Raw genomic sequence first — 20,931 nt, 5'->3', positions numbered from 1 at the left:
GGCGAGTTCGACCGGCACCGACAGGTCGGCGTCGGCCGCCAGCGGCACCGCCGTGGGCAGGTCGATCGCCCCTCGGCAGATAGGGGTTGGCCGTCATGCCGGCTCCGGATAGCTCTGTGCGTAGAGGGCGTCGATCTCGTCCCGGGTGGGCAGCGCGGTGGAGGCGCCGGGCTGCCGCGCGCAGGCGGCACCGGCCGCGCACGCCCAGCGCAGCGCCGCCGTCACCGCCGCCGGCTCGACCGGCCCGCGCCGCTGTGCCCAGGCCACCGCCAGCGCACCGGTGAACGCGTCCCCGGCGGCGGTGGTGTCCACCGCGTCGATCGTCGGCGCGTCGACCGCGAGTCGCAGGCCGAGCCGGTCGGCATAGCACGCGCCCCGGGCACCGAGGGTCAGCACCACCCGGGGAACCAGGTGCAGCAGGGCGCCCAGCAGGGCGTCGAGGCCGGTGTCGGTGTCGAGGCCGGCCACCATCGCCGCCTCGACCTGGTTGACCACCAGCACGTCCACCACGTCGAGCAGCTCCGCCGGCAACTGCCGGGCCGGTGCGGCGTTCAGCACCACCGTGGTACCGGCGGTCCGGCCCCATCCGGCGGCCTGGGTCACCGCCGGCAGCGGCACCTCCAACTGGCACAGCAGGACGTCCGCCGCCGCCACCACGGCCCGGTCGTCGGCGTCCAGGCTGGTCAGCTCGGCGTTCGCGCCCGGGGCCACCACGATCAGGTTCTCGGCGTCGGCGTCCACCGCGATCAGCGCCACACCGGACGGCCCCGGCACGGTACGCAGCCGGCGCAGGTCCACCCCCGCCTCCGCCAGGTTGGTCCGGAGCTGGTCGGCGAAGCCGTCCTGCCCGACCGCGCCGACGAAGTCGCACCTGGCCCCGGCCCGGGCCGCCGCCACCGCCTGGTTGGCGCCCTTGCCGCCGGGAATGGTTCGCAGCGCGTCGCCGAGCACCGTCTCGCCGGGCCGGGGCAGCGTCGGCGTCGGCACCACCAGGTCCAGGTTGGCGCTGCCGACCACCACCACCCGGACCTCGCCGGATCCGCCCGTCATGCCGACCCACCTCCCGTTCGCGACTGCCGGGTTCCCGGCATCTGCTCACACCTCGCGCTCACCATTCCTCCCCGCCCCGGACCAACCGCCCGGTCGGCACGGCCGGCTCGGCGAACTCCACACCGACGCCGGTGAAGTAGCCGGCCAGCGGGAGCAGCAGCAGGTAGACGGTGGTCCGGTCGAGGCGGCGGCGCCGGGAGCGGCCGCCCCGCCCGGTCCGCCCGACGTCCCCGGTCGGCGGAGCCGAGCGAGACGCTGGAGAACTGCGGAAAGGCCATCTGCGCCAGCTCCTGACTTGTAAACGTTTCGGGAGAATGCTCCGCTCCCCGCGCCCCGTCAAGACCCCGTTACGAGACGTTTCGGCCCTGCTCAGCGCGATGGCGACGGGACGCCGCCTCGCGGGACGGCCAGATTTCTCCGGCCGGTGTGTCGATCCGGCGGCCCGCCGAACGTGTAGAGGTGGAGAGGCCGCCGGTGCCATGCCGGCGGCGGGACAGGAGGTCGCGCACCATGCAGCAGTACCTGCTCAGCATCTACCAGGGCGACGGCGAGCCGCCGGGACCGGAGATCCTGGATCCGATCATGGCGAACCTGGCAGCCCTGAACCAGGAGATGAAGGCCGCCGGAGCGTGGGTCTTCTCCGCCGGACTGCACCCGGCGAGCACCGCGACCGTGCTCCGCCCCCGCGACGGCGAGGTGCTGATGACCGACGGGCCGTACACCGAGGGCAAGGAGCACCTCGGCGGGTTCACCGTGATCCGCGCCCCCGACCTCGACGCCGCACTGGAGTGGGGCGGCAAGCTGGCCCGGGCGATCGGCCTGCTGCCGATCGAGGTACGGCCACTGGCCGACGAGGCCGAGAGTTGCGACCCGCCCCGTGCCTGAGCCGCCCGACCCGGCACGAGCGGCTCACCCGGAGCGGGGCGCCGGATCGGACCCGACGTCCGGCCCGGAGCCCCGCCCCGGACGGGAGCCGGCAACCGCCGCCGACGTCGAGCGGGTGTTCCGCACCGAGTACGGCCGGGCGGTCGCCGTCCTGATCCGCGTCTTCGGCGACATCGACATCGCCGAGGACGCGGTGCAGGACGCGTTCGCCACCGCGGTCCGGAACTGGCCCGCCGAGGGCACACCGCCGAGCCCGGCCGGCTGGATCATCACCACCGCCCGGAACCGGGCGATCGACCGGCTCCGCCGGGAGTCCACCCTGCCGGACCGGCACGCCCAGGCCGCCCTGCTGCACGCCACCGACGAACCGGCGTCGTACCCCGGAAGCGGATCGGACGAGGAGGGTCCCGTGCGGGACGAACGGCTACGCCTGATCTTCACCTGCTGCCATCCGGCGCTCGCCCCGGCCGCCCGGGTCGCGCTGACCCTGCGACTGCTGGGCGGGCTGAGCACCGCACAGATCGCGCACGCCTTCCTGGTCCCCGAACCGACCATGGCACAGCGGCTGGTACGCGCCAAAGGCAAGATCCGGGCCGCCCGGATCCCGTACCGGGTGCCGGCCGAGGCCGACCTGCCGGACCGGCTCCAGGCCGTACTCGCCGTGCTGTACCTGGTGTTCAACGAGGGATACACCGCCAGCTCGGGCGACCGGCTCGGCCGGACGGACCTCGCCGTCGAGGCGATCCGGCTCGCCCGGCTGCTCGCCGACCTCATGCCCGACGAACCGGAGGTGCTGGGGCTGCTCGCCCTGATGCTGCTGGTCGAGTCGCGCCGGCCGAGCCGCACCGACCCGGACGGCGGACTGGTACGCCTGGCCGAGCAGGACCGTACCCGCTGGAACCGGCAACTCGTGGCCGAGGGGCAGGCCCTGGTCCGGCGTTGCCTGCGGCGCGACCGGCCGGGGCCGTACCAGGTCCAGGCGGCGATCAACGCGGTGCACAGCGACGCGCCGACCGCCGCCGGGACGGACTGGGGTCAGATCCTTCGGCTCTACGACCACCTGCTGGCACTCGCCCCGAGCCCGGTCGTGGCGCTGAACCGCGCGGTCGCGCTCGCCGAGGTCGCCGGGCCGGCCCCGGCACTGGCCCTGGTCGACGACCTCGACCTCGGCACATACCACGTCTTCCACGCCGTCCGGGCCGACCTGCTGCGCCGGCTGGGCCGCACCGCCGAAGCCGCGCTCGCCTACGACGCGGCCGCCGCGCTCACCGGCAACGCGGTCGAGCAGGACTTCCTGCGCCGCAGCCGCCAGGCACTGACCGACCCGGCCGGGTCTGCCGGCGTCAGCTCGCCGGGGCCGGTGTCGCCGCCGGGCGGCGAAGGTCGTCGACCTCCACCACCTCCCGGCCGAGCGGCCAGAACGCCGCCGGGACGAGCTTGAAGTTGGCGATACCGAACGGGATTCCGATGATCGTGACGCAGAGCGCGACCCCGGCGACGATGTGCGCCAGCGCCAGCCACCAGCCGGCCAACACCACCCAGAGCACGTTGGCCAGCCCCGAGCCGAGCCCGGCACCGGGCTTCGCCACCAGGGTCCTTCCGAACGGCCAGAGCGAGTAGTACGCCAGCCGCAGCGCGGCGACTCCGAACGGGATGGTCACCACCAGCAGGAAGCAGATCAGGGCCGCGATCCCGTACCCGATGGCGAGGGCGATGCCGCTACCGAAGATCAGCCAGAGCAGGTTGAGGACGAATCTCACCATGCCCCCATCGTGCGCCCTCCGATCAACTCGCTTCGACGTAACCGGAGTCTCCACCCGCCGGCACGTAGAGGGCGTCGATCTCGGTCCGCAGCGGCAGCGAGACCGAGGCACCGAGCCGGCGCGCGCAGGCGGCACCGGCCGCGCTCGCCCAGCGCACCGCGTCGACCGGCTCCCGACCCTCGCCCCAGGCCACCGCGAGCGCACCGGTGAAGGCGTCACCGGCCCCCGTGGAGTCGACCAGGTCCACCTTGACCGCGGGTACGTGCACGGCGGTGCCGTCGCGGTCGCCGTACCAGGCGCCGTGCCGGCCCAGGGTCAGCACCGCGCGGGGCACCACGGCGAGCAGCGCCGCCGGGTCCTCCCGGCCGCACCCGGTGATCGCCCGCGCCTCGGCCTCGTTGACCACCAGCAGGTCGACGGAGTCCAGCAACTCGACCGGTACCGGCTGGGCGGGCGCGGCGTTCAGCACCACCCAGGTACCGGCGGACCGGGCCGCCCGGGCCGCCTGGGTCACCGTGCCGACCGGAATCTCCAACTGCGCGACCAGCACGTCCGCCTCGCGTACGGCGGTCAGCTCGCTCTCCGTGAGCCCGGTGAACGCCGAGTTGGCGGCCGGGGTGACCACGATGGTGTTCTCGCCCTCGGCGTCGACGGTGACGACCGCCACCCCGGACGCGCCGTAGACCACCCGGACCCGTTCGGTGTCCACCCCGGCGGCCGAGATCCGGGCCTTGAGCGTCACGCCGAACGAGTCCGAGCCGATCGCGCCGAGCAGTGCCCCGGCGGCGCCGGCCCGGGTGGCCGCGATCGCCTGGTTGGCACCCTTGCCGCCGGCCACCATCACGAAATCGGTGCCGAAGACGGTCTCACCGGGCTTCGGCAGGGAACCGGTGGTGACCACCAGGTCCATGTTGGCGCTGCCCATGACTACGACCCGCGGCCGGCTCACCGGCAGCACCTCCCGTTTCGGCGACCGCCTGAGTCTAGAACCGGCCGTTGCCGGCGTCGTCTGGCAGGCTGCCAGACATGGGACAGATGCCGATCGGAGTGATGTACCGCTGTGACACCGCCCCGGAGCAACTTCCGGCGTACGCCCGGCTGGTGGAGCGGCTGGGCTACGACGAGCTGTGGGTGGTCGAGGACTGCTTCTTCGGCGGGGCGGTCTCCAGCGCCGCCGTCGCCGCGGCGGTGACCGACCGGCTCAGGATCGGCATCGGCATCCTGCCGGCGGCGTTCCGCAATCCGGCGCTGGCCGCCATGGAGCTGGCCAACCTCGCCCGGCTCTTCCCCGGCCGGATCCTGCCCGGATTCGGGCACGGCATGCCGGACTGGGTCCGCCAGGTCGGTGCCGATCACCCGTCCCCGCTGGCGGTGCTCGGGGAGACCGTGGCGGCGGTACGCGCCCTGCTGGCCGGGGAACGGGTCACCGTCGCCGGCCGGCACGCCCGGCTGCGCGAGGTGGCGCTGGAGTTCGCGCCGGAGCAGCCGCCCCCGATCTCGACCGGCGTACGCGCCGAGAAGTCGCTGCGGCTCTCCGGCCGGGTGGCCGACGGCACCATCCTGGCCGAGGGCGCCAGCCCGGCGTACGTGCGCTGGGCCCGGGGGTTGATCGACGAGGGGCGCCGGGAGGCCGGCCGTACCGACGACCACCGGCTCACCGTCTACGCCCATCTGGACTTCGACGAGGGCCGGGCCAGCGCCCGCCGGGAATTCGCCGCCCAGCTCACCGGCGGCTGGGCGCTGCCACCCGCCGACGCCGACCTGGCCGACGAGATCACCGCCATGCTGGCCGGCTCGTCCGGCGCCGAGGCGCTGGCGGCGGCCCTGCCCGAGCACTACCTCGACCGGTTCACCGCGGCCGGCAGCGCCGAGCAGTGCGCGACGGCGGTGACCCGGCTGCGGGAGGCGAGCGCGGACGCGGTGGTCTTCGTCCCACCCCGCGACGCCCAGTCGGCGGTCGCCCAGATCACCCTGGCGGCCGAGACGCTGCTCCCGATGGTCCGCGCCGCCACCGCCCGCTGACACCCGCCCACCACCGATCCGCCGCCCCTCACCTGGACCTCAGATGCGCTACGCGTGCGCCGTAACGCCTCTACCGTCCGGGTGAAGGGCTGGCCACCCTCGACGGCGACCGCCCGGACGACGGCAGGGCGGCCCGGTGGGCAGGGCGGCCCGGTGGGTGGGTGGTCAGGCGGCGCGGGCGGTGAAGCGCTCGCCGGAGTGCTCCACCACCAGCGGTACCCCGAAGGTCTTGGAGAGGTATTCGCCGGTGACCGTCTCGGCGAGCGGCCCCTGCGCCACGATGCCGCCCTCGCGGAGCAGCAGGGCGTGGGTGAAGCCGGGCGGGATCTCCTCCACGTGGTGCGTGACCAGCACCATCGCCGGAGCGTCCGGATCGTGGGCCAGACCGGCCAGCCGGGCCACCAGGTCCTCCCGGCCGCCGAGGTCGAGCCCGGCCGCCGGCTCGTCGAGCAGCAGCAGCTCCGGGTCGGTCATCAGCGCGCGGGCGATCTGGGTCCGCTTCCGCTCGCCCTCGGAGAGGGTCCCGTACGGGCGGTCGGCCAGGGGCAGCACGCCGAGCTGGCCGAGCAGGGCGTTGGCCCGCGCCTCGTCCATCTCGTCGTACTGCTCGCGCCAGCGGCCCACCACCGACCAGGCGGCGGTGAGCACCACGTCCCGGACCCGCTCGTCGGCCGGTACCCGCTCGGCCAGCGCCGCCGTGGTCAGCCCGATCCGGGTACGCAGCTCGGCCAGGTCGGTACGCCCGATCCGCTCGCCGAGCGCGTGCACCAGGCCGGTGGTCGGGTGCAACCGCCCGGCCGCCAGGTTGAGCAGTGTCGTCTTGCCCGCGCCGTTGGGCCCGAGGACCACCCAGCGCTCGTCCGGCCACACCCGCCACGTCACGTCTCGCAACAGTGGAGTGCCGGAGCGCAGTACGCCGACCCCGTGGAAGTCGATCACCACGTCCGGGGGTACCGGTGCCGGGGAGCCGGCGTCGGCGGAGATGGAAACCGGATCATCACGCACCCGACCATCCAACCACGCAGCGCCGCTCCCCCCGCGAGCAGCGTCCGGGCCGTAGGGTGGGGCGCCGTGTCCTGTGTCACGTTGCCGGGAGGTGAGGCGTGCCGGCGGTGATCGAGATCGACGGTCTGCGCAAGACGTTCACGAGCCTGCGCCGGGGCAGCCGGGTGGCGCTGGACGGCTTCGACATGCGCGTCGAGCCGGGCCAGGTGCACGGCTTCCTCGGCCCGAACGGATCCGGCAAGACGACCACCCTGCGTACGCTGCTCGGGCTGGTCCGCGCGGACAGCGGCCGGATGGCCCTGTTCGGCGAGCCGACGCCCGGGCGGCTGCCCGCCGTGGTCGGCCGGTTCGGGGCCATCGTGGAGAGCCCGCAGTTCTTCGGCAACTTCAGTGGCCGGCGCACCCTGCGGCTGCTCGCCGTCGCCGGTGGGGTGCCGCACACCCGGGTCGACGAGGTGCTGGAGCAGGTCGGGCTGCGGGACCGGGCCGACGAGCGGGTGAAGGCGTACTCGCTGGGCATGAAGCAGCGGCTGGCGGTCGCCTCCGCCCTGCTCAAAGAGCCGGAGCTGCTGATCCTGGACGAGCCGGCCAACGGGCTGGACCCGGCCGGCATCCGTGAAATGCGGGACCTGATGCGCGGGCTCGCCGCCGCCGGGGTCACCGTGCTGATCTCCAGCCACATCCTCGCCGAGATCCAGCAGATCTGCGACCACGTGACAATTATCTCCCGGGGCCGGCAGGTGGCCGCCGGTCCCGTCGAGGCGGTGCTGGCCGGCTTCGACCACCGCGAGTTCCGGATCCGGGTCGCCGACGAGCAGCCCCGGGCGGTCGAACTCGTCCAGGCGGCCGGGCTGCCGGTGGAGGTACACGCCGACCATCTGGTGGTGTCCGGGGTCGAGGATCCGGCCCGGATCAGCCGGATCCTCGGCGAGCAGGGCGTCTGGCTGCGCGAACTGACCCCGCTCACCCCGGACCTGGAGAGTGTCTTCCTGGAACTCACCGGCACCCGGCCCCGTCCCGGAGTGCCGCGCCAGGTCGACGAGTCGGTGCTGCCGGGCGCCCCGGCGCACGACCCGCTGGAGATCACCGTCAGCACCGAGCGGAGGGCGGAGCCGTGAACCTGGTACGCGCCGAGATCGGCCGGCTCGCCGCACGTCGCTTCGTACAGCTCATGCTGGTGCTGCTGGTCACCGCGTTCGGGATCACCGTCGCCACCACGCTGGCCGGCTCGCACCAGCCGACCGACGTCGAGATCACGCTCGCCGAGGCGCGCGCCGAGCAGCAGCGGGCGGACGCCCGGCAGTGGTACGCCGAGTGCCTGCGGGCCGAACGCGCCGGTGTGCCCGACCTGGAGATGCGGTACCAGGGCGACTGCGGGGACATCCATCCGGACCGGATCGACGCGTCCGACTTCCTGACCGGGGTCTTCGTCTTCGACCGGCAGATCCTCGACCTGACGTACTTCCTGATCGCCTTCCTCTGCCTCTTCGGCTTCCTGGTCGGCGCCTCCTACATCGGCGCGGACCTCACCTCCGGCGGGATGACCAACCTGCTGCTGTGGCGTCCACAGCGGATGGTCGTACTCGGCGCCAAGCTCGGCACCCTGCTCGGCGGCGTACTGGGGCTGTCGGTGGTCGCCTCGGCGGCCTACCTCGGCGCGTTCCGGCTCATCGCGGAGGTGAGCGGCCTGCCGGGCAGCCCGGACAGCGGGTTCTGGGTCGACCTGGCCGGCACGGTCGCCCGGGGACTGCTGCTGGTGCTGATGGTCACCGCACTGGGCTTCGCGACGGCCACGCTGGGTCGGCACACGTCGGCGGCGCTCGGCGTGGCAGCGGCGTACGGCGTGGTGTGGGAGGTGGGCGGCCGGATCGTGATGGGCATCATCGACGTCGCCCGGCCGGACCAGTTGATGCTGAGCAGTTACGTGATGGCCTGGGTCGGCGGCGAGGTCCGGCTCTGGGGGCTGGCCGGCGACTGCGCCCCACAGCCCGGATCGGGCTACTGCGACCTGTCGTACTCGATCCTCTGGCCGGCCGGGCTCGTCGTGCTGCTCGGGCTGACGCTGCTGGCCCTCGGCGGCGCGTTCACCGCCTTCCGCCGCCGCGACCTGGCCTGACCGGTCCGGACGGCCTGACCGGGGCAGACGGCCTGACCGCTCTGGACGGCCTGGCCGGTCCGGACGGCTGGGCGGGGGTTGCTCGGTCGCGCCCCCTGCCCAGCCCTCTGGCGTCAGACCCGGGTGACCCGGATGGCGTCCGCGATGACCAGTCCGGTGCCGCCGGTCCACCGGCTCACCGCCACCTTGTCCGCGTCACCGGCGGCCAGGGTGAAGGTGCCCAGGGTCCGCCACGCACCACCGCCGGAGCGCTGGTCGACGTAGACGGTCTGGTTGCCGGTGGTGGTGGCGATGATGTACGGCGCCGAGCTGTTGTAGCCGGGGTCGGCCGGATACCAGGCGTCCACCCGGTAGCTGCCGGTCTCCGGGATCGCCACCTTGTACCAGGCCGGGTCGCTCGACTCGACCGGGTCCGCGAACCGGTAGTCCGCGCCCTGCTTCTGCGACGAGTACGCCGAGGTGCCCCAGTTGGCACTGGCGGTGAACCGGCCGGCGGTGGAGTTGTCCACCGTCTGCGACCAGCCGCCGGGCGGCGGGGTCGAGCCGGTGACGAGTTGCATGTAGTAGGTCCAGTTCCAGTGCGGTCCCGGGTCGGTGTGGGTGGCGCCGGGGACCTGGTTGTGCCCGATGATCCGGGACCGCTCCTTCGGGATGCCGTACCGGTCGCAGAGGTGCCGGGTCAGCGCGGCCGAGGAGCGGTACATCGCGTCGGTGAACCAGGAGGGCTGGGTGACGTAGCCCTCGTGCTCGATGCCGATCGACTGGGTGTTGTAGGTCCAGTTGCCGGCGTGCCAGGCGACGTCCTTCTCCCGCACCGACTGGGTCACCGCGCCGTCCGAGGAGCGGATCGTGTAGTGGGCGCTGACCTGCGCGGCCGGGTTCTGGAACCAGCTGATCGAGCCGGCGTACGAGCCCTGGGTCACGTGGATCACCACGTAGTTGATCGGGTACGTCGACTCGCGGTTGGCGACGGTGTAGTTGGCCGAGTGCGCCGGTGCCCAGGCCGCCGGCCCGTAGTCGGTGCTCATGATGCCCATCCCGCCGGGGCTGCCGAGCGGGGCCACGTCGCGCAGGGCTCCCCGGTCCGGGGCGACCGTGCGGGCGGGCACCCGTACCGGCCCGCTGGCGGTGGTGGCGTCGATGCCGGTGCCGAGCAGCTCGTAGACGGTGTCGGCGTAGAGCCGGGCGACGGCCGGGGTGCTGGCGCCGCCGTACCGGATGACCTGGCCGTACCAGCGGTTCACGTCGCGGCGCTGCGCGGCGGTGAGCCCGGCGGCGTCGGCGTACGACCGCAGCACCGCCGCCGCGCCGGTGACGTTGGCGGCGGGGTCGGTGCGCAGGGTCTCCCGGCCCAGGCCGGTCAGCGCGACCGCCTCGTCCAGGGTGTGCAGCTTCGGGTTGCTGGTCAGGTGCATGACGCCGTACCCGCCGGAGGCGCTGGGTGCCCCGGCGTGCCCGTCGAGGTGCGTCTCGGCGTAACCGAGCGCCACCAGCAGGTCACGTGGCACGTCGTACCTGGTCGCCGCCGTCGCGAAGGCGGCGGCCAGCGGTCCGGTCACCGTGGCCGGGGCGGGTGCGGCCGGCAGGTCGACCGGAGCGGATGGTCCGGCCAGCGCGGGCTGACCGGTGAGGCCGATGGTGAGGGACGCGATCAGGGTGGCGCCGAGCAGGTGGCTCGGACGCGACTGGGGGTTCCGTTCGGTCACCGTCACTCCTCTGCGGAGCAGAGACGTCCCGGGAGTCGGGACGCCGGGTGGCCGTACCGTATAGCCTCACATCTGCCTATGTCGAGACCTTGCACCCAACCAACAGGTAATGAAAAATATCTACATGACCACCCGACGGGTCCCCCGGGACGACACCCTCGGGTGCGGCGGATCAGCCGAGCGTGGAGCCGAAGACCTCGTCGCGGACGGCGTCGAGCGCCACCCGGAGGGCACCGCGCAGCACCGGCTCGTCGGTCAGCTCGGTCGGCACCACCCGGGGCGTGACCAGGGTGATCGCGGCGACCTCGTGCTGCACCCGCTCGGCCAGCGCGGTGCCGCCGGCCTGGCCGACCTCGCCGGCCAGCACCACCAGCGGCGGGTCGAGCACCACGCAACTGCTGGCCACCCCGAGCGCCAGGCGCCGGGCGACCTCGTCGAGCACCGGCCCGCCCTCGGTACCGGCCGCGATGGCGGCCCGGATCGCGTCCGCCGCCGAGCCGGCCCGGAAGCCGTGCTCGCGGGCCACCGCGCGGACCGCGTCGGAGCCGGCGAGCTGGCCGAACGCCGGCTTCGCCCGCCGGGAGGCGTCCCGGGGGATGGGCGCGCCGGGCACCGGAAGGTAGCCGATCTCGCCGGCCGCGCCGGTGCTGCCGTGGTGCAGCCGGCCGTTCAGCACGATGGCCAGGCCGACGCCGACACCGAGCCAGACCAGCACGAAATCGTCCACCCCGCGCGCCGCACCGGACTCCGCCTCGGCGACCGCGGCCAGGTTGACGTCGTTCTCGAAGACCACCGGGGTGTCCAGGTCCTCGCGGAGCGCGGCGAGCAGGCCCCGGTGCCAGCGGGGCAGGTTGAACGCGAAGGTGATGTCCCCGGTGGCCGGGTCGACCAGGCCGGGCGTGCCGAGCACCACCCGGCGTACGGTCGACAACTGGGCCCCGGCGTCGCTCGCCGCCTGCACCACCGCGTTGTGCACCACGCCCACCGGGTCGTCGGTGTCCCGGGTGGACTGCTCGACCCGGCCGATCACCTCGCCGGTGATGTCGGCACAGGCCGCCACCACCCGGTCCTGTTCCACGTCGACGCCGACCACGTGCGCGGTGCCCGGCCGTACGGCGTAGAGCTGCGCGTTCGGGCCGCGTCCGCCGGCTTGCTCGCCGACCCGACTGACCAGTCCGCGCTCCTCCAGGCGTTCCACGAGTTGGGACGCGGTGACCTTGGACAACCCGGTCAGCTCGCCGAGCTGCGCACGGGTGAGCGGCCCGCGCGCGAGCAGCAGCTCCAGCGCCGCCCGGTCGTTGAGCGCGCGGAGCAGGCGGGGTGTACCAGGTAGCCGGGTGCTCGCCATGCAGTGTCCCTCTTGTTTAAGAAGCTTTCCTAATAGCTAGGCTAACCTTCGTGGGAGTAGCCGTAGCGTAATGGTCCGGTGCGGCCGGAGTGTTAAGCCGATCCGGTAGCGCTTGGCCGCGAGATGGTCCACCCCGGTGCGACACTCGGAGCCGGGAAAAGGGCCGAAGGGGGAGGAACGTGCCGACCGATCCAGGAATCCGCCGGCTGGCGCTGGGTACGCTGCTCGCCGCCTTCCCCGGCACCAGCCCGCCCGGCTGGGCGCTCGACCTGCTCACCGAGGGGCTGGCCGGGCACACCCTGTTCGGCCGGAACATCGCGCACCCCGACCAGGTCGCCGCCACCACCGCCGCGCTGCGGGAGGCCCGCCCGGACGTACTGATCGCGATCGACGAGGAGGGCGGCGACGTCACCCGGCTGGCGCACGCGACCGGCAGCCCGTACCCGGGCAACGCCGCGCTCGGCGCGGTGCACGACGTCGGGCTGACCGAGCGGGTCTACCACGCGATCGGCAACGACCTGGTGGCGGTCGGGGTCAACCTCAACCTCGCGCCGACCGTCGACGTCAACACCGCCGACGACAACCCGATCATCGGCACCCGGGCGTTCGGCGCCGACCCGGCCCGGGTCGCCGCGCACGCCGCCGCCGCGGTCACCGGGCTGCAATCCGCCGGGGTGGCCGCCTGCGCCAAGCACTTTCCCGGGCACGGCGCCACGGTCGCCGACTCCCACCTCGAACTGCCCACCGTGGACGTACCGGTGGAGCTGCTCCGGGCCCGCGACCTGCCGCCCTTCGCGGCGGTGATCGACGCGGGCGCCAAGGCGATCATGACCGCGCACATCCGGGTACCCGCGCTCACCGGCGACGACCCGGCCACGTTCAGCTCCGCCGTCCTGGCCGACCTGCTCCGGGGCGAATACGGCTTCACCGGCGTGGTGCTGACCGACGCGCTGGAGATGAAGGGCGCGGCGGTGGCCGCCGGCGGTGTCGGGCCGGGCGCCGTCCGGGCGCTGGCCGCCGGTGCGGACCTGCTCTGCATCGGCGCGCAGGTCGACGCCGAGCTGGTCGAGCTGGTGGTCGCCGAGATCGTCGCCGCGCTCCGCGACGGCCGCCTCGACCGCGCCCGGGTCGAGCAGGCCGCCGAGCGGACCGCCGCGCTCGCCGCGTGGACCCGGGCCGCCGCGCCGGTCCGGGCCGCCGGAACAGACCTCGGGTACGCCGCCGCGCGGCGCGCCGTCCGGGTCGAGGGCAGCCTCGACGGGCTCACCGCACCACTGGTGGTGCAGCTCTTCAGCGCCTCCACGATCGCCGAGGGGCGGGTGCCGTGGGGGCTCGGGCCACACCTGAACGGCACCGAACAGCTCCGGGTCGTCGCCGCCGAGACCGACGCGGAGACGCTCCGGGAACGTGCCGCCGGGCGGCCGATCGTGCTGGTCGGCCGGCACCTGCACCGCCTGCCGGGCGGGCCGGAACTGGTCGAGGCGCTGGCCGGCAGCCATCCGGTGACCGTGGTCGAGATGGGCTGGCCCTCCGGCTGGCGCCCCGCGGGCGTACGCGCCTTCGTCACCACGTACGGCGCCAGCCACGCCAACGGCCGGGCCGCCGCCGAAGCCCTCCACCTGACCCGCCCCCGATAACCACACACCTCCCTCCTCGATTGCGGAGTCTCGTCGGGGTCATCACCCAACGGGTTCCCCGGTGATGCCGGAGCGGGTGGTCCACAGGGATCGTGGTTGCCAGGTCGTCAGGCGCCAGGCCGGGATCGTGAGCTACCCGCGGTGCGGGCCGCCGGCCGCAGCGCGCCCGCTCCTGCGGTACGTCCTCGTGGTCGCCGAGGCGGGCCCCGGGCGGCGGAGGGCTGGGGCGGCGCCCGGGCCGGCCGTCGCGCACGGGCCACCCGGACCACTTCGCCCGGCGGGCGGCCGGCGGCTCAGTGGTGGTGGTGGATTCGCGGCGCCCTGTCCCGGGCAAGGTGCGGTTGACTGGCAGGATGGAATGGATTCTCGGCCGGCCCGATACGCCTGACCTGATGTACGCCGTCGACCTCGTGAATGCCCGACACCCCGACTGGGATCTCTGGGTCCCGTCGATCGAGCTGGTGCGGTGCGGGCAGGCGGTGAAGCCAGCCGTCTTCCTCAAGGTCGGCCAGTACGAGTACAACACGTGGTCGGAGCGAGTGGTGCTGGAGGCGATGCGGTGGGAATGGCACCCGCCGAAGCCGTGCGTGGTGTTCCGGATGTCGATGTTCTTCCGCGACCCGCAGGGCGGCCGGCTGGGGGTCGGTGCGCGGGGCCAGATCACGAACACCACGGTCGAGCTTGACCGGTACAGCCACCAGCTGGTGTGCGCTGCACTGTTCGACCCGACGCTGCGCGACCACACCGACCGGATCACAGCGCTGGCGCAGGCGCCAGGTCCTCTGGTGGTGTTCTTCGTCGAGGAGTTCGGCGCGGGTATGAACTACATCTACTGCGGCGGCGTCACCGACGGTGCCCTGGGTCAGCTCCAGGTCGCGTCGCACGAGGCGGCGAAGCTGCCATCACCCGATCGGGCAGCTTTCGCCCAGGCGTGCGCTGCGGCAGCGGCCGACCAGCCCACGAAGAACTGGTGGAGTTGAGCGTGACGTGATCTGGAGGGCGCCGAGGTTTCCGCCATGGCTGGGCTGCGCACCACCAAGCGTGCGTCCACACGATCGCCTGCGACACCAGCACCTGCCTGGCCGCGCTACGGATGCGGCGCTTCACGCCGGCATCCCGTGACCTGTCCCTGACCGGGCCGCCGGCGGATCCCAGCCTGACAACTACGGGCCCTCGGATGCGGTGCTCCATACCAGGTCAAATCCGCCGAACGGCCAGTTCGGACGAGGCCGCCGCAGGGTTGTCGTATCCGGAGTGGATACGTAGCGTTACCAGCATCGCGAGCGGCGTCACCACTGGACCTCGGCCTGGGAGAGGACGCGGACCGTGGACCCGGCGCGGGTCCACGGTCCGCGGATGACGGCGATCCGGCGGGATCTCCCGGGTACTGACCGATGCCGGGCTTCATTGACGAACGTCGGTGGGGGATCTATGGTGAGGATCAGGAAAGCGCTTTCCCGCCTCCGCCCGACCCGTCCGGCCATCCGGGCGGAGGCACCACCACCCCCGAGCGCACCGCGCACTCCCCCACCCGTCTCCGCCACGCCCGCGTCGCCCGGGTGGCGACGCGTATCGAGAAACCGAGATCGCAGATGACACCTCGACGCCTCGGTGGCCCGCACCCCGGACCCACCTCCCGGCGGGCCGCCCACCGGCCGCCCACCCTCCCGTCCCATCCCGCCACCCGTCGGCGTCCAGCCGCCGGGCACCGGTCCAGGCTCGCCGCCGGGCTGGTCGGGGTACTCGCGCTGGCCTCGCCCGGCGCCGCCGGGCCGGCCCAGGCCGGACCCTTCGACCGGACCGGTCCGGCGGGCAACGCGACGATCCTGTGTACGGACGCCCCGATCGGGTTCGCCTCGGTCAACGCCCTCGGCTTCAACGGCACCACCGGTGGCGCGGGCGGACCGACGGTGACCGTGACCAGCGCCGCGGCGCTGGCGGACTACGCCGGGCGTCCCGGGCCGCACATCATCCGGATCTCCGGCCGGATCCAGCTCGACGACATGGTGACCGTGGTGGCGAACAAGAGCATCCTCGGTGTCGGCAGCACCGCCGAGATCACCGGCGGCGGCCTCCAGATGGGCTCCACCACCCGGCCCGGCAACAATGTGATCATCCGGAACATCCGGTTCACCGGCGCCGAGGACGACTCGATCAGCGTCACCAACAAGGCCCACCACGTCTGGATCGACCACAACGACCTCTCCGACGGATACGACGGCCTGCTCGACATCAAGCGGGAGTCGGACTACGTGACGGTCTCCTGGAACAGGTTCCACAACCACAGCAAGTCGTCGCTGGTCGGCCACTCCGACACGTACACCGCAGACGTCGGGAAGCTGCGGGTGACGTACCACCACAACTTCTTCGACGGTACGGACCAGCGGCATCCCCGGGTGCGGTTCGCCGACCCGGTGCACGTGTTCAACAACTACTACCGGAACAACGCGCTCTACGGCATCGCCTCCACCGAGGACGCCGGCCTGATGGTCGAGGGCAACTACTTCGAGAACGTGGCGCACCCGATCTACGTCGGATACGACAAGAGCGGCCCCGGCCGGGTGGTGGAGCGCAACAACGTCTACGTCAACTCGGGTACCCCGCAGACCGCCGGCACCGTGGTCGAGCCGCGCGGGTTCTATCCGTACACCGTGGACCCGCCGGCCAGTGTGCCGGGCACGGTCTCCGGTGGAGTCGGGGTGGGCAAGGTCTGCGGCTGAACTCCACCGTCCTGATCAGACAGACCCGGGTCACGAGGCCGTCGGCTGGACCGCCCTCTCCAGTCCGTAGCCGGACCAGCCACGGTCGTCGAACCCGGCGGCCTCGGCGACCCGGGCCGACGCGAGGTTGCCCGGATCGTGCAGGTACGTCGGCACCGCGCCCTCGTCCAGCACCCGCCGGGCCGCCTGCGCCACCAGCCCGCGGGCCAGGCCCCGGCCCCGGCCCGCCGGCTCGGTGCCGACGGCGATCTCGTGCCCGTAGCCGTCGTGCCGCTTGATGCCCACCCCGGCGAGGTAGCCGCCATCGGAGTCCCGCACCACCAGCACCTCGCCGCCGAACGGCCGCAGCCACGGCGGCACCACCGGATCCGCGGCGTCGACCCACTCGCCACGCTCCGCCAGCGGTGCCGGGGCGAGCGTGTAGCGGAACACCGCCCGGTAGCCCACCCAGCCGGGCAGGCCCAGCACGGCGGGCAACTCGGCCAGCAGCGCCGCGATCGGCCGGGCGCCGAGCGCGCGTACGGCGGCGGCCCGGGCCGGCGGCACCGAGAGTACGACCCCGAGCGGGCTGCCGACCCCGACGACCGGATGCGGCTCACCGTCCCAGCCCGGTTGGATCCGGCGCTCGGAGCCGACCACGTCCAGCGACCCACCGGCCGGCCACTGGCCCAGCCAGGTCACCAGATGGTGATGCAGCCGCTGGTCGAGCATGCACCCGCCCCCGATCCATTTCCGGCCCCGACAGGCCCCGCCCGGTCAACCCAATCTCAACGAAGATTATCAATGGGATCCGGCCCCCTGCCGATGCCGGGGGCGATCCCGGCGGCGGGACCGGCCGGAGTGGACACACCCGGACGGGCAGAGCCACGGTCAGCCTCTGATCAGCAGGCCAACCGCCCGGGAGGGGCCAAAAAGGCGATCTTCGTTCAAACCGGGGGTTGAGGCATCACACCGGGCGCTGCTAGCGTGCGCCGGGTACTCAAAGATCGTGGATGCGACCCAGGGCGCCCGCGACGCCAGAACATGGCGAGTAGTCGATCATTCGGCCTTCGACCGGCACGGGACGGTGTAATGGGCTTTCGTGCTTCGCGCCTGCGTACCAAGGTTGTCGCCCTGCTGGTCACCCTGACCGCGCTCTGGGCATTCGGCGCATGGGTCACCCTCCGCGACGGGTTGAACCTGGTCTGGGTGCAGACTCTCGAGGCCCAGGTGTACGCCCCGAGCGAACCGCTGATCCTGAACCTGCAGAACGAGCGGCGGATCTCGCTGAGCTACCTCGGTGCACCGGAGGCACCGGCCCGGGAGCCGCTGGAGACCGAGCGCCGCAAGGTACGCGCGGACGTGGCGATCTTCCGTGCCGAGACGCAGACCTGGTTCACGAAGCTGGCGGCGCGGCCGGAACTGGAGCGACGGGTCGACGAGGCACTGGCCAGGCTCGACGGGCTGGCCGCCGTCCGGGAGGCGATCGACGCCCGCCGCATCGACCGGCTGGCCGCCGCGCAGGCGTTCACCGAGGCGATCGACACGATCTTCCGGATGTACGGCTCGCTGGGCAACCTCGACGCCGGCGACATCGACCGCCGGGTCGAGAACCTGATCCGGTTCACCAAGGCGCGGGAGCTGGCCTCCCAGACCGACGCGCTGCTGGCCGGGGCGTACGCCGCCAACCGGATCAGCCCGGCCGAGCACGCCCGGGTGATCCAGCTCATCGGCACCGGGCGGCTGATCGCAGACGAGGCGATGGCCGACCTGCCCCGGGCCGACCAGGACCGCTACCGCCAGGCACTCCAGCAGGGACCGCTCGCCCGGCTGCGCGCGGCCGAGGACCGGATCGTCCTGAACGGACGGCCGAACGGCCGCCCGGCGGTTCCGGCGGGCGAATGGCGCGACACCATCGACCCCGGGTTGCAGGAGCTGCTCCGGTTGCAGATCGCCGGCGGCGACGAGGTGGTCAAGGCCGCCACGCCCGGCGCCATCGGGACCATCGTACGGATGCTGATCATGGCCATCCTCGGCCTGGTCGCCGTCGTCATCTCGGTGAACACCGCACGGTCGATGGTGCGCCAGCTCGAACGGCTCCGCGAGGCGGCCCTCAAGCTCGCCAACGAGCGGCTGCCCGACCTGGTCGGCCGGCTGGGCCGGGGCGAAAGGGTCGACGTCGGCACGGAGGCACCGCCGCTGGAGGCCGGCCCGGACGAGATCGGGCAGGTGGCCCAGGCGTTCAACGTCGCCCAGGAGACCGCCGTACGGACCGCGGTCGAACAGGCCGAGCTGCGCCGCAGCGTACGGGACATCTTCCTCAGCCTGGCCCGGCGTACCCAGGCGCTGATCCACCGGCAGCTCACCCTGCTGGACGCGATGGAGCGCCGGGAGAACGACCCGGAGGAGCTGGAGGACCTGTTCCGGGTGGACCACCTCGCCACCCGGATGCGGCGCAACGCGGAGAACCTGATCGTGCTCTCCGGTTCGACCCCGGGCCGGGCCTGGCGGCGGAACGTCCCGATGATCGACGTACTGCGGGGCGCGGTGGCCGAGGTCGAGGACTACGCCCGGGTCACCGTGCTACCGGTCGGCGCGGTGGATCTCGCCGGCCGGGCGGTCGGCGACGTGATCCACCTGATCGCGGAACTGGTCGAGAACGCGCTCTCCTTCTCTCCCCCGCACACCGGGGTGCAGGTCAGCGGTCAACTGGTCGCCAACGGCTACGCCGTGGAGATCGAGGACCGCGGGCTCGGCATGAGCAACGAGGATCGGGCCGCCGCCAACGAGCGGATCGCCACCCAGCACGAGTTCACCCTCACCGGCGGCGCCGCCCAGCTCGGCCTGTACGTGGTCAGCCGGCTCACCGAGCGGCACGGCGTACGGGTCCGGCTCAAGGAGTCGCCGTACGGCGGCACCACAGCGGTGGTACTCCTCCCGCTGAACCTGATCACCGACCGGGGCGCCGAGGGCGAGCCGACCACCGGCTCGATGCCGGTCGAGCGACTCGCGGCGAGCGCGATCGGCGGCAGCGTACGGCGACCGCCGGGGCGGGAGATCGGTCGCCTGGCGGAGCGGGAGTCGGTACTCCCGCCCGGGCCGGAGCCGGGACAACGCCCGGGCCTGGGCCTGGAGCCGGATCCGGCGCAGCAGTCGCGCCGGGCTGTCGAGTGGCCCGTGGCCGGGAGCCCGCTCGACACACCGGGGCGGCCGGCGGGCGCACCGCCGAAGCCCGACCTGGCGCCACCGGCCCCGGGCCTCGCACCGCCGTCGCCGGACCTTCCGGCCCTCCGGCCCGACCGTGCCCCGCCCCGGCCCGAGGTCGGCGCGGCGGAGCCGGACGCTACGGCCTTCCCCGGGTCGGCCGGGTCGACGATGCTCCCGAAATCTGGCGGGCCGGCGGCGCTCCCGGGACCGGCGGAGCCGACGGCGCGGTCCGGACTTGCCTCCCGGTCCCCACGGCAGGTTACCGGGCCGTCCGATGTGGTGTCGCCGGACGCCCGGCCGGGTACCGGCGCCCCACCGGCCGGGACCGGATCGTCCCGGCCGGCGGGCTCTCCCTCGCCGGAGGCCGGGCCGGGTCCGGCGAGCGGATCGGCCTCGCTGACTCCGTCCGGGCTGCCGGTCCGGGTCCGGCAGGCGAACCTCGCCGCGCCGCTGCGCGACGGCGACGACCGGACCGAACCGGAGCCGGCGGAGGACCACGCCCCCCGTACTCCTGAACAGATCCGCCGGATGATGAGTTCCTATCAATCGGGCACCCGGCGCGGACGGTCCGACGCCGCGCGCCCGCTGGACGACGGCACCGGATCGGCTCCGCCCGAGGACTGACCGCGCACCGTGTCCGAGATGGCGATATCACCGGTAGAGAGAGGGACGAACCCGTGCAGAAGACAGCGTCGAACCTCGACCTGACCTGGTTGCTCGACGACCTGGTCAGTCGGGTGAAACAGACCCAGCACGCCATCCTGCTCTCCGTCGACGGGCTGCTCATGGCCTCGTCCCGGGAGCTGGACCGGGACGACGCGGAGCACCTGGCCGCGGTGGCCTCCGGCGTGCAGAGCCTGGCCCGGGGTGCCGGCAAGCGGTTCGGCGGCGGGCCCGTGCAGCAGACCATCATCGAGATGCGCTCGGCGTTCCTCTTCGTCACCGCGGCCGGACACGGCGCCTGTCTGGCCGTACTCGCGTCCGAGGACGCGGACGTCGGCCTGATCGCGTACGAGATGGCGATGCTGGTCACCCGGGCCGGCAAGTACCTCGCGTCGAGCAGCCGGGCACCCGACGCGCCGGTCCGACGGCAGTGACTCCCGGCCATGACCGAGTACGAGGAGCCTCCGGAAATCCACTGGGTCGACGAGCACGCCGGCCCGGTGGTCCGGCCCTATGCGGTGACCCGGGGTCGAGCCCGGCCGGTGACCGGTAAGTTCGACCTGATCTCACAGGTGAGCACGGTACGGACGGTCTCCGCCCAGGACATCGGGCTCGGGCCGGAACACCTGGCGATCGTCGCGCTCTGCCGGCGGCGGCTCTCGGTCGCCGAGGTCGCGGCGCACCTGGACCTGCCGCTCGGCACCATCCGGGTGCTGCTCGGTGATCTGCTCGAACGACAGCTCGTCCGGGTGTTCGAGCCACGGCCGGCACCGGTCCTGACCGATGACAGCATCTTTGAACAGGTGATAAATGGGCTACGCGCACTCTGA

General features: G+C 73.2%; 18 protein-coding genes. 11 read left to right on the top strand and 7 right to left on the bottom strand.

Features of this window, described 5'->3' with window-relative positions; all coding sequences use genetic code 11:
- Positions 1-93 precede the first annotated feature (93 nt).
- Positions 94-1,050 (bottom strand): ribokinase, encoded by a 957-nt coding sequence (locus AAH979_RS00285; RefSeq protein ID WP_346256135.1) that lies wholly within the window; start codon positions 1,048-1,050, stop codon positions 94-96.
- 510 nt (positions 1,051-1,560) lie between these two features.
- Here AAH979_RS00285 and AAH979_RS00280 point away from each other — a divergent pair.
- Entirely contained in the window at positions 1,561-1,935 is a 375-nt protein-coding gene (locus AAH979_RS00280; protein WP_346256134.1) for a YciI family protein, read from the top strand.
- A gap of 115 nt (positions 1,936-2,050) precedes the next feature.
- On the top strand, positions 2,051-3,376 hold the full coding sequence (locus tag AAH979_RS00275; protein WP_346256279.1) for an RNA polymerase sigma factor: 1,326 nt from the start codon (positions 2,051-2,053) through the stop codon (positions 3,374-3,376).
- Here AAH979_RS00275 and AAH979_RS00270 read toward each other — a convergent pair.
- Positions 3,279-3,698, bottom strand: coding sequence for a YccF domain-containing protein (locus AAH979_RS00270; protein ID WP_346256133.1), 420 nt, complete (start codon positions 3,696-3,698; stop codon positions 3,279-3,281). The two genes, AAH979_RS00275 and AAH979_RS00270, sit on opposite strands and share 98 nt — an antisense overlap.
- 22 nt (positions 3,699-3,720) lie before the next feature.
- Entirely contained in the window at positions 3,721-4,647 is a 927-nt protein-coding gene (locus AAH979_RS00265; protein WP_346256132.1) for a ribokinase, read from the bottom strand.
- A gap of 77 nt (positions 4,648-4,724) precedes the next feature.
- On the opposite strand from AAH979_RS00265, the gene AAH979_RS00260 reads away from it, so the two are divergent.
- Entirely contained in the window at positions 4,725-5,720 is a 996-nt protein-coding gene (locus AAH979_RS00260; RefSeq protein WP_346256131.1) for an LLM class flavin-dependent oxidoreductase, read from the top strand.
- Positions 5,721-5,885: 165 nt separating this feature from the next.
- Here AAH979_RS00260 and AAH979_RS00255 read toward each other — a convergent pair whose 3' ends face one another.
- Positions 5,886-6,725, bottom strand: coding sequence for an ABC transporter ATP-binding protein (locus tag AAH979_RS00255; RefSeq protein WP_346256130.1), 840 nt, complete (start codon positions 6,723-6,725; stop codon positions 5,886-5,888).
- Between the two features lie 98 nt (positions 6,726-6,823).
- Between AAH979_RS00255 and AAH979_RS00250 the strand changes: the two genes are divergently transcribed.
- Both AAH979_RS00250 and AAH979_RS00245 read left to right on the top strand, forming a co-directional pair.
- Positions 6,824-7,843 carry an ATP-binding cassette domain-containing protein gene (locus AAH979_RS00250; protein WP_346256129.1) on the top strand — a complete coding sequence of 340 codons (1,020 nt, stop codon included), beginning with the start codon at positions 6,824-6,826 and terminating at the stop codon, positions 7,841-7,843.
- Entirely contained in the window at positions 7,840-8,841 is a 1,002-nt protein-coding gene (locus tag AAH979_RS00245; protein WP_346256128.1) for an ABC transporter permease subunit, read from the top strand. The genes AAH979_RS00250 and AAH979_RS00245 overlap by 4 nt, the downstream gene beginning before the upstream one ends.
- 113 nt (positions 8,842-8,954) lie before the next feature.
- Here AAH979_RS00245 and AAH979_RS00240 read toward each other — a convergent pair whose 3' ends face one another.
- Together AAH979_RS00240 and AAH979_RS00235 are read right to left on the bottom strand one after the other, a co-directional pair.
- Positions 8,955-9,878, bottom strand: a complete 924-nt coding sequence (locus tag AAH979_RS00240) for an N-acetylmuramoyl-L-alanine amidase (RefSeq protein WP_346256278.1) — start codon at positions 9,876-9,878, stop codon at positions 8,955-8,957.
- An 841-nt stretch (positions 9,879-10,719) separates the two neighbouring features.
- Positions 10,720-11,895 carry an ROK family transcriptional regulator gene (locus tag AAH979_RS00235; protein ID WP_107258288.1) on the bottom strand — a complete coding sequence of 392 codons (1,176 nt, stop codon included), beginning with the start codon at positions 11,893-11,895 and terminating at the stop codon, positions 10,720-10,722.
- Between the two features lie 179 nt (positions 11,896-12,074).
- Here AAH979_RS00235 and nagZ point away from each other — a divergent pair, with 179 nt between their 5' ends.
- From nagZ to AAH979_RS00220, 3 genes are all read left to right on the top strand, one after another.
- Positions 12,075-13,532 (top strand): beta-N-acetylhexosaminidase, encoded by a 1,458-nt coding sequence (gene nagZ, locus AAH979_RS00230; RefSeq protein ID WP_346256127.1) that lies wholly within the window; start codon positions 12,075-12,077, stop codon positions 13,530-13,532.
- Between the two features lie 296 nt (positions 13,533-13,828).
- Positions 13,829-14,512 (top strand): hypothetical protein, encoded by a 684-nt coding sequence (locus AAH979_RS00225; RefSeq protein ID WP_346256126.1) that lies wholly within the window; start codon positions 13,829-13,831, stop codon positions 14,510-14,512.
- A gap of 612 nt (positions 14,513-15,124) precedes the next feature.
- Positions 15,125-16,252, top strand: coding sequence for a pectate lyase (locus AAH979_RS00220; RefSeq protein ID WP_346256125.1), 1,128 nt, complete (start codon positions 15,125-15,127; stop codon positions 16,250-16,252).
- Positions 16,253-16,282: 30 nt separating this feature from the next.
- Here the strand turns inward: AAH979_RS00220 and AAH979_RS00215 are convergent, their stop codons facing one another.
- Positions 16,283-16,963, bottom strand: a complete 681-nt coding sequence (locus AAH979_RS00215) for a GNAT family N-acetyltransferase (protein ID WP_346256124.1) — start codon at positions 16,961-16,963, stop codon at positions 16,283-16,285.
- Positions 16,964-17,323: 360 nt separating this feature from the next.
- Here AAH979_RS00215 and AAH979_RS00210 point away from each other — a divergent pair, with 360 nt between their 5' ends.
- Genes AAH979_RS00210 through AAH979_RS00200 form a run of 3 tightly spaced genes read left to right on the top strand, consistent with a single transcriptional unit; the run spans position 17,324 to position 20,931 of the window.
- Positions 17,324-20,062 (top strand): nitrate- and nitrite sensing domain-containing protein, encoded by a 2,739-nt coding sequence (locus tag AAH979_RS00210; RefSeq protein ID WP_346256123.1) that lies wholly within the window; start codon positions 17,324-17,326, stop codon positions 20,060-20,062.
- A 53-nt stretch (positions 20,063-20,115) separates the two neighbouring features.
- A complete protein-coding gene (locus AAH979_RS00205) occupies positions 20,116-20,535 on the top strand; it encodes a roadblock/LC7 domain-containing protein (protein WP_346256122.1) in 420 nt (139 codons plus the stop codon).
- Positions 20,536-20,544: 9 nt separating this feature from the next.
- Complete coding sequence (locus AAH979_RS00200) at positions 20,545-20,931, top strand: DUF742 domain-containing protein (RefSeq protein WP_346256121.1); 387 nt, start codon at positions 20,545-20,547, stop codon at positions 20,929-20,931.

This window comes from Plantactinospora sp. ZYX-F-223 (assembly GCF_039649625.1).
Taxonomy (GTDB): domain Bacteria; phylum Actinomycetota; class Actinomycetes; order Mycobacteriales; family Micromonosporaceae; genus Plantactinospora.
This window is presented reverse-complemented; position numbering and strand designations above follow the sequence as displayed.